Origin of the sequence: Thermobifida halotolerans, assembly GCF_003574835.2 — a bacterium.
GTDB classification, from domain to species: domain Bacteria; phylum Actinomycetota; class Actinomycetes; order Streptosporangiales; family Streptosporangiaceae; genus Thermobifida; species Thermobifida halotolerans.
Window position 1 is genome coordinate 1,983,778 of record NZ_CP063196.1, and the last position, 14,337, is coordinate 1,998,114.

Annotated in this window: 13 protein-coding genes and 1 pseudogene; 3 read left to right on the top strand and 11 right to left on the bottom strand. The window is 70.9% G+C overall.

Going from position 1 to position 14,337, the window contains the following annotated elements; all coding sequences use genetic code 11:
* The first annotated feature begins 548 nt into the window (after nucleotides 1-548).
* Nucleotides 549-917 carry a Scr1 family TA system antitoxin-like transcriptional regulator gene (locus NI17_RS08770; RefSeq protein WP_068691782.1) on the top strand — a complete coding sequence of 123 codons (369 nt, stop codon included), beginning with the start codon at nucleotides 549-551 and terminating at the stop codon, nucleotides 915-917.
* Nucleotides 869-1,269 (top strand): annotated as a pseudogene (locus tag NI17_RS08775) (Scr1 family TA system antitoxin-like transcriptional regulator). The gene NI17_RS08770 and the pseudogene NI17_RS08775 overlap by 49 nt, the downstream one beginning before the upstream one ends.
* Before the next feature lie 1,016 nt (nucleotides 1,270-2,285).
* Here NI17_RS08775 and NI17_RS08780 read toward each other — a convergent pair.
* The 10 genes from NI17_RS08780 to NI17_RS08825 all read right to left on the bottom strand — a co-directional run bounded on the left by NI17_RS08780 (nucleotide 2,286) and on the right by NI17_RS08825 (nucleotide 12,655).
* Nucleotides 2,286-3,470 carry an alpha-hydroxy acid oxidase gene (locus tag NI17_RS08780; RefSeq protein WP_068691780.1) on the bottom strand — a complete coding sequence of 395 codons (1,185 nt, stop codon included), beginning with the start codon at nucleotides 3,468-3,470 and terminating at the stop codon, nucleotides 2,286-2,288.
* 49 nt (nucleotides 3,471-3,519) lie between these two features.
* Nucleotides 3,520-4,368, bottom strand: coding sequence for an ABC transporter permease (locus tag NI17_RS08785; protein ID WP_084012634.1), 849 nt, complete (start codon nucleotides 4,366-4,368; stop codon nucleotides 3,520-3,522).
* A gap of 18 nt (nucleotides 4,369-4,386) precedes the next feature.
* Nucleotides 4,387-5,289 carry an ABC transporter ATP-binding protein gene (locus NI17_RS08790; RefSeq protein WP_199860057.1) on the bottom strand — a complete coding sequence of 301 codons (903 nt, stop codon included), beginning with the start codon at nucleotides 5,287-5,289 and terminating at the stop codon, nucleotides 4,387-4,389.
* Between the two features lie 300 nt (nucleotides 5,290-5,589).
* A complete protein-coding gene (locus tag NI17_RS08795) occupies nucleotides 5,590-6,024 on the bottom strand; it encodes a nuclear transport factor 2 family protein (RefSeq protein ID WP_068691776.1) in 435 nt (144 codons plus the stop codon).
* A 548-nt stretch (nucleotides 6,025-6,572) separates the two neighbouring features.
* Nucleotides 6,573-7,607 (bottom strand): ABC transporter substrate-binding protein, encoded by a 1,035-nt coding sequence (locus NI17_RS08800; RefSeq protein WP_170163045.1) that lies wholly within the window; start codon nucleotides 7,605-7,607, stop codon nucleotides 6,573-6,575.
* A 189-nt stretch (nucleotides 7,608-7,796) separates the two neighbouring features.
* Nucleotides 7,797-8,573, bottom strand: coding sequence for an SDR family NAD(P)-dependent oxidoreductase (locus NI17_RS08805; RefSeq protein WP_068691772.1), 777 nt, complete (start codon nucleotides 8,571-8,573; stop codon nucleotides 7,797-7,799).
* A 37-nt stretch (nucleotides 8,574-8,610) separates the two neighbouring features.
* Complete coding sequence (locus tag NI17_RS08810) at nucleotides 8,611-9,402, bottom strand: enoyl-CoA hydratase/isomerase family protein (protein ID WP_147416910.1); 792 nt, start codon at nucleotides 9,400-9,402, stop codon at nucleotides 8,611-8,613.
* Nucleotides 9,403-9,493: 91 nt separating this feature from the next.
* Entirely contained in the window at nucleotides 9,494-10,642 is a 1,149-nt protein-coding gene (locus NI17_RS08815) for an acetyl-CoA C-acetyltransferase (protein WP_068691770.1), read from the bottom strand.
* Nucleotides 10,643-10,655: 13 nt separating this feature from the next.
* Nucleotides 10,656-11,666 (bottom strand): quinone oxidoreductase family protein, encoded by a 1,011-nt coding sequence (locus NI17_RS08820; protein WP_084012631.1) that lies wholly within the window; start codon nucleotides 11,664-11,666, stop codon nucleotides 10,656-10,658.
* Nucleotides 11,663-12,655 carry a DUF7064 domain-containing protein gene (locus NI17_RS08825; RefSeq protein WP_068691767.1) on the bottom strand — a complete coding sequence of 331 codons (993 nt, stop codon included), beginning with the start codon at nucleotides 12,653-12,655 and terminating at the stop codon, nucleotides 11,663-11,665. The genes NI17_RS08820 and NI17_RS08825 overlap by 4 nt, the downstream gene beginning before the upstream one ends.
* Before the next feature lie 534 nt (nucleotides 12,656-13,189).
* Between NI17_RS08825 and NI17_RS08830 the strand changes: the two genes are divergently transcribed.
* On the top strand, nucleotides 13,190-13,459 hold the full coding sequence (locus NI17_RS08830) for a hypothetical protein (RefSeq protein WP_068691765.1): 270 nt from the start codon (nucleotides 13,190-13,192) through the stop codon (nucleotides 13,457-13,459).
* Here NI17_RS08830 and NI17_RS08835 read toward each other — a convergent pair.
* Nucleotides 13,420-14,229 (bottom strand): hypothetical protein, encoded by an 810-nt coding sequence (locus NI17_RS08835; RefSeq protein WP_068691763.1) that lies wholly within the window; start codon nucleotides 14,227-14,229, stop codon nucleotides 13,420-13,422. The genes NI17_RS08830 and NI17_RS08835 overlap by 40 nt on opposite strands.
* Nucleotides 14,230-14,337: the final 108 nt, after the last annotated feature.

Genomic DNA, 14,337 nt, shown 5'->3' on the forward strand with positions numbered 1-14,337 from the left:
GTGGACGGTTTCCTCACCCACACCGGACTTCAACCCGGAACCAAACAATCAAACCTCAGTCAGTTGCTGCCTCGCAGCCGGTCAGCCCTATCAGGCCGATCAGGAGCACGAGCGGGGGGACGCATGCACAAACCCCAATCAGAAATTGATATTCCGATTACTTTCAGAATCGGAGCATGATTTTAGCCAGCCCTGCCCAACCGCCACAGCCGCATTCCAGGCATTCGGCACCACCAAAAATGTAGAGAGCACCACATGATTCCGCTGCCGCACATGCAAAAGTGGCAAACTCCGGAAATACAAAGGCGCGGGAGACTGCCTCTGCGGCAACTGCCCGCGCTGTTTCGGAGTAATTGTGAGTTATCTGCCGAATGGCCTACTCGGCGGCGGCCTTGGCGCCCACATCGGTCTGACCGGCCCCTTTTCGCTGCTGGAATTCGAGGACGAACCGCCTGTCGGACACACCGAGAACCAACCGATGGGAGCCGGAGAACGAGCGTGGCACTCGTCCACTCCCCGCTCAACCGGTACGGGGCCGAACGGCACGGATGACGGGTCGAGCACGGCAACCGCCTCGCCCTTCCCGCTTCGACCCGGTACGCCTGGAAGCGGCCGCCACCCACATCCGCACCTTCGAGCTCGGCTTCATTCCCGGCCTGCTCCAGCACGAGCGGTACGCGCGCACAGCGATCCGCGCCGCCAGTGGAGCCGGACTCAGCGAGGAGGAGCTCGACCACTTCGTCTCCGTGCGCAAGCAGCGCCAGCAGATCCTCACCAGAGACGAGAACCCCGTCGACGCCGTCGTCCACAAAGCCCTGCTCCACCAGCACCTGGACGAACCCGACGCACCGCCCAACTCCGCCGCCTGGTGGAACACGCCAAACGCCCCAACATCACCGTCCAGGTCCTTCCGCTGACCGCCGGCACCCACCCGGCGCCTTCACCCTCCCGGCCACGTACCGGCTGGAAACCGCCCACGTCGAACTCATGACCAGCGACGTCTACATCGAGGAGCCCGCCAGCATCCAGCGCTACCAAGCCGCGTCCACCACTCTCGCCGAGCTGCCCTTGTCCCCCGAAGCGTCGGCCAGGTTGCTTTCCGACAAAATAGACATCGAAGTTGCGATCCTCAGCCACCCCGGAGGGTGGCTGCCACAGTGTCTGAAGTGCGCAAACACCTCACCGCTTGGCGACGCTCACGACCCAAAAAGGAATGAGAGTTCTCAAGCAGACACAAACCTCCTCGAGAACCTCCCCGCAGATCCATGACCACTTCAGGTTCCGAACCACAGCACCAACAAGGCTGTCTCATGGGAGAAGATGTCAGGCCGGATGCTACCCCAGCCCTCTGCCACAGCCCCTGAGACCGGCCCTCAAGACCAAGGAAGCAAAGACCCCCGAACCAATGCGGACCCTGTTCGCTCCGTGTCGGCTCTCAAGTTCCGTACGCCGCTGACACCGCGCGGCACGCCCCGACACTCGGCGGCACCCCGAAGCGCCGCCCCGATGCCGCAGCACCGGAAACACCCGCCCCGCCGCATGACCGGCACCCCCACTCCCCCGGGGTTTCGCTCGTCCCCGCAGCGCCCCCTCCCCCACTGCCGAGGAGTCTTTCCCGTCCTCTCCTCAGCCTCCTCCGCGCCGGTGCGGACCGGTCGAGGCACCGCCCGCCCGTGCTCGCCCACCCCGGAGGCCGGGGCGGAATGCCTCGCCTTCCCCGGTTCCGCGAGAAGAACCCGCCCCACCGCAGAAACCGGTCCCCGCACCCCGGTGGGCGCGTCCGCCAGTTCGGCGCACATGGCCGTGTCGTACGCGTTCAGCGCTTCGGTCCGGTCGGGATGGAGCGGCCCGAGCCATCCGCCGTCCGGCACACCGCTCCCGCCTGCCTGGTGTGGACGCGGCGGTGCACGGCTCGGGCTGCGGTCCCCACCGCCGCGCGGGAAGCGCGCGGCGGGCCCCGGGGCGTCGGCGGCTCCCTGTTCCGGACACGCTCGGCGAGAGCTTCACGGCTGTCCGTCGGCCTTCTGCCGGATGCGTCCGGTGTCCTTCGGGTCCTCCTCGGACAGCCCGCCTCCTCGGCCTCGCCGAGCCGTGAAGGCCGTGTTCTGCTCCCCGCGATGGTCGTGACCGAGAGTCCTTCCGCAGTTCGGACAGGAAGTCGTTCACGGACCTGACCGCGGCCGGTGAGGCGTCCCGGCGAGCGCGGCCACCCTGCGGCACCGCCGCTGACGGCCGGGGCGCCGTGGCGGACATCCGTGGCGGGGACCGCCGGTCCTCGGCGGCGGTCAGTCCGCGCGGTCCCCTACGGGGGTCAGGTGCGCGGGGGTGAGTTCCCCGGGGCCGGAGACCCCCATCATGGTCAGGGCGCGGACCATCTCCTCGCGGAGGATCCGCAGCACGGCGGCGACGCCCCGTTCGCCTCCGCCCGCGAGCCCGTAGACGGCCGGTCGGCCGACGAGGCAGGCGCGGGCGCCCAGGGCCACGGCGACGACGGCGTCCGCGCCGGACCGTATTCCGCCGTCCACCAGGACCTCGGCTCGGTGCCCCACCCGCCGGACGACCGCGGGCAGCGCCCGGACGGTGGGCTGCACGGCGTTGAGCTGGCGCCCCCCGTGGTTGGAGACCACGACCCCGTCCGCGCCCAGGTCCACCACGCGCTCGGCGTCGTCGGGGTGGAGGACGCCCTTCACGAACAGCGGCCCGTCCCAGCGGGAGCGGATCCACTCCAGGTCGTCCCATCCGATGTCGGCGGTGAGGTTCTCCGACTGCACCTCCACGGAACCGACCGAGTCGGCGCGGGCGCCGTCGGAGACCAGGTTGCGCAGCGTGGTGCGGCGGTGCCGCAGGTATCCGTAGACCCACCGGGGGCGCAGGGCGGCCTCCAGGACGCGGCGCGGGGTGAGGGTGGGCGGGATGCCCATCCCGGTGCGCCGCTCCCGCAGCCGGTTTCCGTACACGGGGACGTCGACGGTCACGAACAGCGCGGTGTAGCCGCTGTCGCGCGCCCTGTCCAGCAGGGACGCCATCAGGGACCGGTTCCGCCACGGGTACAGCTGGAACCAGTGGTGTGCTCCGGCGCCCCGCGCCACCTCCTCGATGCCGTAGGTGGAGGCGCTGCTGAGCACCATCCGGGTGCCGTTCTGCTCGGCGGCCCGGGCCAGGCCGAGGTCTCCGTGCCAGTGCGCGGCCCCGGCCAGTCCGACGGGGGCCACGACGACGGGCAGGCCGAGCCGGGTTCCGGCGACCGTCGTGGTGAGGTCCACGTCGGCGGTCCTGGTGAGGACCCGCTGGCTGAGGTACCAGTCGCGGTAGGCGGCCCGGTTCTCCCGGAGGGTCCGCTCGTCGTCGGCGCCGTTCTCGATGTAGGCCCAGACCATCGGGGGGACGCGCCGACGGGCGCGCCGACGCCACTCCTCGACGTCCAGCGGCTCGGCGCGGCCGGTGAGCCGGTACCGGAACCCACCGCTCACGGCGCGGTCCCGGTCCGGCTCGCGGTCCGCGGTCGGCCGGAGGCCGCCGTCAGGTGTTCTGCCATACCAGCAGGCGCCGCTCGGCCATGTTGAACAGCCAGTTCACGATCATGGCGATGACCATCAGCTCCACCAGGATGGCGAAGACCGTGTTGATCTGGTACGAGGAGGAGTACAGGACGATGTCCTGGCCCAGGCCGCCGGTGGCGGCCACCATCTCCGAGGCCACCACGCCGAGCAGCGCGTAGGTGAAGGTGAGCCGCAGACCGGCGAACATCGTGGGCACGGCCGAGGGCAGCACCACCTTCCACAGCAGCGCGAAGCCCTTCACGCCGACCACGCGCGACATGGTCATCAGGTCGGAGTCGACCGACCACACGGCCGAGCGGGCGTTCTCGGCGAGGATGAAGAAGACGATGCTGACGGCGAGGACGACCTTGGAGGTCATGGTCAGGCCGAACCAGGCGATGAACAGGGGGGCCAGCGCGATGCGGGGCACGCTGTTGATCGGGGCGAGGAAGGGCCCGAAGATCGAGTTGAGGGTGGGGCTCAGGCCGAGGAGCAGTCCGGCGAGGGTTCCGGAGACCGAGCCGATGACGAAGGAGACCCCCACGGCGGCGCCCGTGGCCTCCAGGGAGGCCAGGCTGCGCTCCGACGGCAGGTACTCCACCATCGCGGTCCAGACTCCGGTGGGCTGGCCGAACAGTGTCGGGTCCACCCACTCCCGCCGTGACGCGGTCTCCCACAGGACGAGGAAGACGACGCAGATCAGGACCCGGGCGGTGTTGACGAACGCTCTGGTCTGCCAGAACTCGGGGCGTTTGGCGGGTTTCCTCGGCCCGTTGTCCCCGGACGCCGGTGTCGGCGCGGGCCGTGCGGTCTCGGTGGCGGTGGTCATGGTGTGCTTGTCTTCTCCTCAGTTGGCGGTGCCCGGGCCCCGGCCGCCGATGGCGCCTTCGAGCCGTTCGAACAGGCCGTGGGTGATGTTCTGGAACTCCTCGGTGAACTGGAGTTCGCCGAGGATCTCGGCGCGCGGGCGCGGCAGGTCGATGACGCGGTCCTCGGCGATCCGCCCCGGATGGGGCAGCATCACGATCACCCGGTCGGCGAGGAGCACCGCCTCCTGCAGGTCGTGGGTGACGAAGATGACGGTCTTGCGTCGGTCGCCGTCCTGGTTGTGCTCCCAGATCCGGAGGAACTCCGCCTGCAGGGTGAGCTTGGTGCGGGCGTCCAGCGCGGCGAAGGGCTCGTCCATCAGCAGCAGCGACGGGTCGGAGGCCAGCGTGCGGGCCAGTGCCACCCGCTGCCGCATGCCCTGGGACAGTTGGAGCCGGTACTGGGATTCGCGGCCCTTGAGGCCGACGAGCTCCAGCATCTCGCGGGCCCGCTCCTGGCGTCGCCCGCGTCCCCAGCCGCGGGTCTCCAGGGGTAGCTCCACGTTCCTGCGGGCGCTGCGCCACGGAAGCAGGGCGTCCCGGGCGAACATGTAGCCGATGTCCATGTTGGGCAGTCGCGGGCTCCTGCCGTCGAGGACGACCTCGCCGTGGGTGGGTTCCACCAGTCCGGCGAGCATGTTGAGCATCGTCGTCTTGCCGCAGCCGCTGGCGCCGACCAGGGCGACGAACTGCCCCGCGTGGATGTCGACATTGACGTCCTGCAGGGCCACCAGCTCCCGGGAGTCGGAGGAGCCGTCCTCGCTCCCCCGGCCCGAGAGCCGGAACACCTGTCTGACGCCCCTGAACGAAATCAGCGGGGATGCCGTGGCGGCGGCGGAGGGGGCGGCTTGCACGTCCGCCCTGCTCTCAGTTCTGGATGTCAACGTTCCCATCTCCTTCGGAATCCGCGGAGCCGAAGACCCCGCCCGACAGAACAGCGGGCTGCGCTCCAGTGGCCCCTCGAGTGACCGGAACCACACGAGAAAAATCTCACGTTGAACGACAAATATCAATACTGTATGTCGAAAAGGAAGGGGGAGGAGCTGCCGAAACAGGCGGCTCCGCTGAGCCCGCCGCCCGGCCGTTCGTGCGCGCGCCACGGTGGATCGCCGGGGGCGCGGGGTGCGCGCGGCCGCCCCGCGCCCGTGCCGGTCCGGCGGCGCGGAGGCGTCCGCGGGGCGGGCTCAGGACAGGACGGCGGGGTTGCCCCGCGTCCACGTGTGCACCAGTCGCCGTTCGCTGATGCGCCAGCCGCCGGGGGTGCGGACGAACCGGTCGACGTAGGTGCCCGCGATGACGTACTGGTCCCCTCCCGGGGTCTGGTTCCTCACGTGCTGGGCGATCAGGTAGGTGCGGCCCCGCGCCCCGCCCTCGCCGTCGGGTTCGACCAGTGAGGTGCCGATGAAGTGCTGGCTGGCGTCCAGCGGCTCCAGGGAGGCGCGCACCACCCCGACGATGGCGGGCAGGCCGCGCGGGTCGCCGACCCGGCCGTAGGCGGCGACGGCGTCGGGGGTGAAGACCCGCTCCAGCAGGTTCCAGTCGCGGCTGTCCAGCGCGACGCAGTAGCGGGCCAGCACGTCCGCGATGTCCAGGCGGTCCTGGACGGACAGGTTCTCCATGGTCTCCCTCCGGGGGACTCGGGTGCCCGGCCGCCCCCGTCGCCGCGCCGCCCCGCCACCGGCTCTGTCCGGGAGTGCTCCGTCCTCCGGGGCGGTGGTGAATCGGATCTGTGTCTTCGTGCCCGGCCGCCGGGCGGGCGTGACCGCTGTTCGACGGCGCGGCGCGGGGACCCCGCCGGGCACCGGTCGGGAAACAGCCGGAGGCTGATCCCCGTGCGGATGCGGGATGGCCGCGGTTCGTGGCCGTGCTGGAGCACAAGGCCGCCGAACACGGCCGGACCTCCGGCAGGATCGACCGGTACGCCCCCACCTCCCGGAACCGCTCGGCCCGCGGCACCAGGAACTGCTCCCGGCCCCCCGCACCCGGACGTGCCGGGCGCGGGGGAGCGTGCCGGTCCCGCGAGGCGACGCGCAGTGGGGGGACGGAGCGCTCCCCAGACCGGAACCCGTGGTCGCGGCACGGCGCGGCGGAGCGGGAACCCACCGGGGCGGTCACCAGACCGCGGCAGGAACCCCCGCCCCTTCGACCAAGGGGCGGGGGGCGAAAATCAATCCTCGCGGGTGTTGTGCACCAGGGAGTCGTAGGACGGTTCGGGGTCGGCCTCCAGGATGCCCAGTTCGACGTAGGCGTCGAAGGTGGTGTCGAGCCGCTCCCGGTCGAGTTCGGTGGAGAAGTCGCCGTAGGTCTGGTCGAGCACCAGTTCGGCGACCGGCCTGGTGACTCCGGTGTCCTCGGCCAGCAGGTCCAGGCTGGTCTCCCGGTTGGCGGGGTCCTGGATGAACTCCAGTGCCTCGTCGATGGTCTCGCAGAACGCCGCGGCGGTCTCGGGGCGCTCCTCGACGAACTCGGGGGGAGCCACCCAGCCGCTGCCGTAGTAGTCCTTGTAGGCCGCGGGCCCCTCGGGCATGTAGAGCAGCGGCTTTCCGGATTCGGACTCCAGCACGTACTGGGTGCCGGTCGGGTTGAACTGGGCGACGTCGACGCTGCCGTTGTCGATCGCCGCGATGGCCGCGCTGCTGCCGCCGCCCAGGTTCACGTAGGTGACGTCCTCGACCCCGGCCTCGGCGAGCGCGGCGGCGAAGATCTTCTGCAGCCCCGAGCCCACGGGGGTCTGGATGCCGATCTTCTTGCCCTCCAGCGCCTGCAGCACCTCCTGCCAGGTGGCCCCCTCCTCGGTCGAGGGGAGGTCGCTGTCGACGGGAGCCATCAGCGTGGTCTGCAGGACGCTGATGCCGCCGCAGAAGAAGAATCCCGGGTCGCCGGCCTGCCAGCCCTGGCCGAGGGTGCCGACGGTCACGATGCCGACGTCGGAGTCGGTGGCCTCCAGGCCCTGCATACCCTGCAGGTTGGCGGGCTGCTCGGTGACCTCCAGCTTGATGCCCCGCTGCTCGAACATCCCCTCCTGTTCGGCGATCATGACGGGGAGTCGGTAGGACTGCGCCGGAAACATCATCACGCGGACGGTCTCGTTTCCCTCCGCGCCCTCGGCCGTGTCCTCTCCTCCGCAGGCCGTGGCTCCGACGGCGACCGCCAGAAGGGCGGCCGAGGCGAGCGCGGCACGGGAGTGTCTGGGTTTGCGCATGATGAACCTCCACTGTTCGAAGCCCCGCATTACAGCCCCGTTACGTCAGCAAGTCTTTCACGTTGAACGGAAGATGGGAACTCTTGACGAAGAAGAAACCCGAGGAAAAGCGGAGACGGCGGGCGGTCTCCCCGGGGAGGAAACCGCCCGCCGTGGGTGCCGTGCGCGCACGGCGGGCGGGGACGGACGTCAGTGCAGACTCCAGCCGCCGTCGACCGGCAGGGTGATGCCGGTGATGTAGGAGCCCGCGTCGGAGGCCAGCAGCAACAGCGCCCCGTACAGCTCCCGCGTCTCGCCGATGCGCCCCATCGGGGTGCGGGCGAGGACCTTCTTCGCGCCCACCTCGGACTCCAGCAGGGGGTCGGTCAGCTCGGAGGAGAAGAAACTGGGGGCCAGGGCGTTGACGCGGATGCCGTACCGGGCCGACCACTGCATGGCCAGGTCGCGGGTCATGCCGTTCATCCCGGCCTTGGAGGAGGAGTAGGCCACCTGGGGGATGTCGCTGCCGCTGATGCCCAGCACCGAGGAGACGTTGACGATCGAGCCGCCGTGCTTGGCCCTGATGCAGGCGCGCCCGAAGGCCTGCGCCGTGTAGTAGGCGCCGATCAGGTTGACGCCCAGGACCCGGTTGAAGTCCTCGGGATCCTCCTTGTGGGCCGGGGCGGCGTGGCCGACCCCGGCGTTGTTCACCAACACGTGGACGTCGCCGAGCTGCTCGACCGCGGTGTCGATGAGGGCGTCGCAGTCCTCCAACCGGGAGACGTCGGTCCGGACGGCGACGCAGCGCCGGCCCATCGCGGTGATCTTGCCCTTGACCTCCTGGAGGCGGTCGACGCGACGCGCCGCCAGGACCACGTCGGCGCCCGCGTCGGCGAGCGCCTCGGCGAAGCCGACCCCGAGGCCCGAGGAGGCGCCGGTGACGACGGCGACCTTGCCGTCGAGTCTGAACTGGTCCAACACGCTCATGGCTGTTTCCGATTCCTCTCCGTGGTGCTCACGGTGGTCACTCGCCGCGGAAGACGGGCTCGCGGCGCTCCTCGAACGCCCTGCGCCCCTCGGCGACGTCGGCGGAGGCGAAGATCGCGGGCATGAGGTTCTCGCCCTCGCGGTAGTGGCCGCCCGCGGCCTTGTTGAGGGTCCACTTGGTGGCGGCGACGGCGAGCGGGGCGCGCTTGGCCATCCGCACCGCCAGGTCGGTGTACTCCCGCACCAGGGACTCGTGGGGGACGACCTTGTTGACGAAGCCGAACTCCTGGGCCTCCTTCGCGGAGACGTCGTCGGAGGTGTAGGCCATCCAGGCGATCCGGCGGCGCCCGATCATGTCGACGCCGCGGGTGATGGTGACCGCGGGGACGAGCCCGTGGTTCATCTCGCGCAGTCCGAAGCGCGCCTTCTCCGAGGCCAGGACGAGGTCGCAGGCGAGCGCGATCTCGGTGCCGAAGCCGAAGGCGTAGCCGTTGACCGCGGCGATGACGACCTTGCCCAGCCGCTCGATGGCCTCGAAGGGCGCGTGGGCGAGCCGGATGAACCTGCGGCAGTTGCCCATGCTGTCGAAGGTCATGCCGCCGAGGTCGGCGCCGGCGGAGAAGGCCCTGCCGGTGCCGCCGGTGAGGACGACGGCGCGGACGCGGTCGTCGTTCTCGAAGGAGCTGACGGTCTCGGCCAGCTCCCCGAAGAGCGTCGGGCTGCCGGCGTTGAGGACGTCCGGGCGGTGCAGGGTGATCACCGCGTACCGGTCCTTCGGATACTTCTCGACGTAGAGGGTCTCCTTGTCCACGCGTTCCATGTCGGCCATGGCGATCACTCCCTATTTCTCGAGTTTCACGTTCAACGTTAAGCATATGGCGCAACGGCGGTCGGGGCCAGGTGCGCGGTCGGACCGTTTCTCAGAGCGCCTCGACGACGGTGGCGTTGGCCATACCGCCGCCCTCGCACATCGTCTGCAGGCCGTAGCGTCCGCCGGTGCGGCGCAGGTGGTGCACCAGGGTCGTCATGAGCTTCGCCCCGGTCGCGCCCAGCGGGTGGCCCAGGGCGATGGCCCCGCCCAGGGGGTTGGCCCGCTCCGGGTCGACGCCGAGCTCACGCAGCCAGGCCAGCACCACGGGCGCGAACGCCTCGTTGATCTCGTAGTGGTCGATGTCGTCGAGCGTCAGCCCCGCCCTCTCCAGCACCCGCCGGGTCGCCGGGATGGGGGCGCTCAGCATCAGGATCGGGTCGGCGCCGGTGACGGCCATGGCGTGCACCCGGGCCAGCGGGGTGAGGCCGTGCCGCCTGACCGCCTTCTCGGAGGCGACGAGCAGGGCCGCCGCCCCGTCGGAGATCTGACTGGAGACGGCGGCGGTGATCCGGCCGCCCTCGGCCAGGGGCTTCAACCCGGCCATCTTCTCCAGGGAGGTGTCGGGCCGCGGCCCCTCGTCCGCGGTGACGCCCGCGTAGGGGACCGTCTCCGCGTCGAACGCGCCCGCCTCCCGGGCCGCGATCGCCCGCCGGTGGCTGTCCAGGGCGAACTCCTCCATGTCCGCGCGGGTGATGTCCCACCTCTCGGCGATCAGTTCGGCCCCGCGGAACTGGGAGACCTCCTGGTCTCCGTAGCGGGCGGTCCAGCCGGGGCTGCCGTAGGGCGCGCCCATGCCCTGCTGCTCGCCGACGACCGCCGGACTGGAGATGGGCACCAGGCTCATCACCTCCACTCCCCCGGCCAGCACCAGGTCCTGGGTTCCCGACATCACGGCCTGGGCGGCGAAGTGGACGGCCTGCTGGGAGGAGCCGCACTGGCGGTCGATGGTGGTGCCCGGGACGTGCTCGGGCAGCCCTTCGGCCAGCCAGGCGGTGCGGGCGATGTTGGTCGACTGCGCGCCGAGCTGGTCGACGCAGCCGAGGATGACGTCGTCGACGTCCGCGGGGTCGACTCCCGCGCGCTCGACGGCGGCCCTGAGGACGTGGCCGGCGAGGTCGGCGGGGTGGACGTGGCTCAGGCCGCCCTTCCGGCGCCCCACGGGGGTGCGGACAGCGCTGACGATGTATGCCTCTGCCATTGTTCTCTCTCGTTCAGGGAGCGGGGGTCATGGTCACGACCGTGCGGCCGACGGACCGCCGGTCGGCGAGGAACTCGTGTGCCGCGGCCACCTCGGCGGCGGGGAAGACCCGGCCGACCACGGGGACCGCGCCGCGGTCGCCGAGGAGCCGCAGCACCCGGTCGACGGAGGGGCGGACCAGCTCGGGGTGGTGTTCGAGCCACCGGCCGAGCGTGAAGCCGGACACCGAGATGCCCAGCTCGAACAGGGTGTGCAGGCGGAACCGGTCGCTGCTGCGGCCGCTGCTGGCCCCGACGCTGACCAGGCGGCCTCCGGGACGGACGCAGTCCAGACTGCGGCCGAGGACGTCGCCTCCCACCGACTCCAGCACCAGCGGCACCCCGCGCCCCCCGGTGACCTCGCGGACCACCTCCGCGAAGTCGGTGGTGGTGTAGTTGACCACCACGTCGGCGCCCCACCGCCGGACCTGCTCGGTCTTGGCGTCGGAGCCGGCGGTGGCGATGATCCTGCCCGCCCCGTAGGCGCGGCACAGCTGCACGCAGGCCGACCCGTAGGCTCCGGCGGCGGCGTGGACCAGGACGTCCTCCCCCTCGGCCAGGCGGCCCATGGTGACGACCGCCGCGTCCGCGGTGAGGTAGGGGCCCGCGGCGCCCGCGGCCTGGACGTCGCTGAGCGCCTCGGGCACCGGGTGGACCTGGTCCGCGGGGGCGGCGACGAACTCGGCCGCGGCGCCGCCCCTGGGGATCACCCCGAAGACGCGGGTGCCGACCGCCGGGCCCACGGTGCCGGGGCCGAGGGCCGCCACCACACCGGTGAGGTCGTGGCCGGTGACGTAGGGCGGGGTGGGCGCGCCCGGATACCTCCCGGCGCGCTCCAGCAGATCCGCCCAGTTGACGGCGAAGGCGCGCACCCGGACCAGCACCTCGCCCGGTCCGGGCTCCGGCACGGCGACCTCGTCCCAGCTCAGTACCTCGGGGCCGCCGTGCCGGGCGAAGCGCAGCCCCCTCATGGTGCGGCCGCTCATGCCTCGGAGATCCCCGCCGGGATGTCCTCGATGATGCGGTCGTGGTACTCGGAGATCCCGTAGCCGGTCCTGCCCCGGTAGTCCAGCTCGACCAGGTACTCGGCCAGGCGCGCGATCTCACCGTTGCGGCGGTTGCGCAGCGGGACGACGTGGAAGACGGAGCCGGTGGCGTCCACCCGCTCGCCCGACTCGGTCCACATGGAGACCCTCATCGAGGTGGCGTAGTAGGGGGCGCCGCCGTACTCGCTCTTCACCGTGACCCTGTCGACCCGTTCCATCACGCCGTCGCGCAGCACCATGCCGTTGCCGGGCGACTGGGTGTCGCCGATCTTCTGGGTCCAGGCGACGAAGCCGTTGCGCTCGTCGACCATGCAGGAGATCCAGCGCCAGTACTGCGGCCCCTGCCACACGCGCGGGCCCCAGGAGTGGTCTCGGAAGCCCTGGCCGTCGACCTCGCGGCGCTCGCCGTCGACCTCCACCCAGCCCCGCACGGAGCAGGGGCCCTGGTAGTGGCCCACGGCGATGCTGTCCTCGGCGCCCTGGATGCCGGAGCCGTCGCCGAGCCCGTAGACCGGGATGACGTTGTCGTAGTGCAGCTCCAGCGAGACCGGGACGACCGGGCTGGTGGTGAAGGCCCGCTTGGGGTTCTCCAGGTCGGTGCCCGCCTTCAGCAGGTGGGCGGTGCTGTCGAAGGTGACCTTCATCTTCTTCAGCGGCTCGACGACCTCGAACTTCAGTCCGGCCGCCTCGAACCGGTCGTTGCTGTCGATCGGCGCGCGGTCGAAGCGGATGGCCGCTGCCCCGCCGGGCAGGTAGATCAGGACGGTGACCTCGGAGTGGCCCTCGTTGACCCGGTTGCCCATCCGGATGAGGACGGCGAAGCCCGAGTTCCCGTCCACAAAGTTGTAGTAGGCCGACTCGTTGAACTGCGGGTGGTCGGTCGGCTCGTGCATGTACTCGTCTTCGGCGAGGATCGGTGCGCTACCCATGTAGAGATTTCACCCTTAACGTTACATGTTATGCAATACCCTGTCTGATAATTTTTACGTTACACGTCACATCTTTGGGGTGGGAGACACGGGGCAGCACACCACCGCACCCCCGGCGGCCTCCGGCAGGCCGCGGCTCGGGCTGATGCTGGCCGGCGGCGGCGAAACCACCGCCGCCGACAGGCGGACCCGGCCGCACGCGCGGAGGAGGCGGGCTACGGCGGCGTCTACCCGGCCGAGGCGCGGCGGTCCGGATTCGCCGCCCCGACCGCGGCGTCCGAACGCACCAGCCGGGTCAAACTGGGGCCGCCCTCAACGCCCACGCCCGCACCCCGATGGTGGCCGGGACGAGCACGGCCGACCTCGACGAGCTCTCCGGGGGCCGCCTCGTGCCCGGGGCGGGCAGCGGCAACCGGGTGACCAACGAGAGCTGCCGGGGCCCGTGGTGCGCCCCCCGCGCGGGATGCGCGAGTACGTCGGACTGCTGCGGCTGGTCACCTCGGCCCGGCGCGGTGTGCGGTCACCGACGAGGTGGTGGACCGGCTGGCGGTGGCGGGCACGCCGCGCGAGTGTCTGCGACGGCTCTCCGAGTACGCCGACGTGGACGAGATCCTGCTGGTCAACGTGGGCTGGATGCGGTATGAGGCGGGCTCGGCCGACCGCGACGTCCGCCGCTCGCCGCTGGCCTCCTACGAACCGCTGCCGGAACTGGCTGCGGCGGGGGAGGGACCGGCCACCGGGCGCGCCCGCCTCGGCGGGCGCGCTCAGCGGCGGTCGAGACCGCACCGCTCGGCGACCCGGTAGCCGTGCGCGGCGGCCCAGAAGCGGTTCTGGAGCACGGCGCGCACGGCCGGCCGGGCGAAGAACTCCTCGGCCCACTCCCGCTGGTCGAAATAGCACTCCACGAACGCCTGGCGGGGGGTGGTGGAAAGCATCCGGGGCAGCGGCCGCTGTCCGGGCTCGTCGACCGGCTCCGTGGCCTGTTCCTGGAGCACGTGGTCGACCAGGATCTGGCGGACGCCGAAGGCCGAGGACGCCTCCTGCGCCAGGACGGCCATCCCCTCCGCGAGGTGGTGCCGGGCCTCCTCCGGGTCCGTCCCGTCGCGGCGGTCGAACTCGAAAAGGTACTTCTCCAGCGCGGTCTGCCCGCCCAGCCGGTCCAGCAGGACCTCCTCGCGCACGCGGAAGGGGCGCAGCTCGCGCAGGAAGAGGCGGTGGTCGGCCACGATGGTCTCGCGCAGTCCGTCGGCCAACTCCAGACCGCGGCCGGGTCGGAAGCGCAGCACCACGTAGCGGAAGGCGCGGGGAGGCCGCTCCCAGCCGCCGAGGAGGTCGTACTGGGCCACGGCCCGGTTGGTGTGGTAGCTGACCACCTGGTCCATCTCGCGCAGGAAGTGCCGGGCGAAGCGGGTGTGCACCCGCGTGTAGTACCGGTCGGCCTCCTCGGCCGTCACGGTCGAGGCAGGCAGGAAGTGGGAGACGGTCTTCGCCCAGCCTCCGCCGCCCGTCCGTTCGGGCCGGTCTCCCGCTTCCGGGGGGTCGCCGCCCGCTTCCACCGTCGTCGTCCGCTCCATGACCTTATTTGACCATTGACGTCATAGGTCAAACAAGAGATCATTATAGAGATTCACCTTTTACGTTAGATCCACACACAGACGATTCGCTCCCGGCCGGAAGGGGTG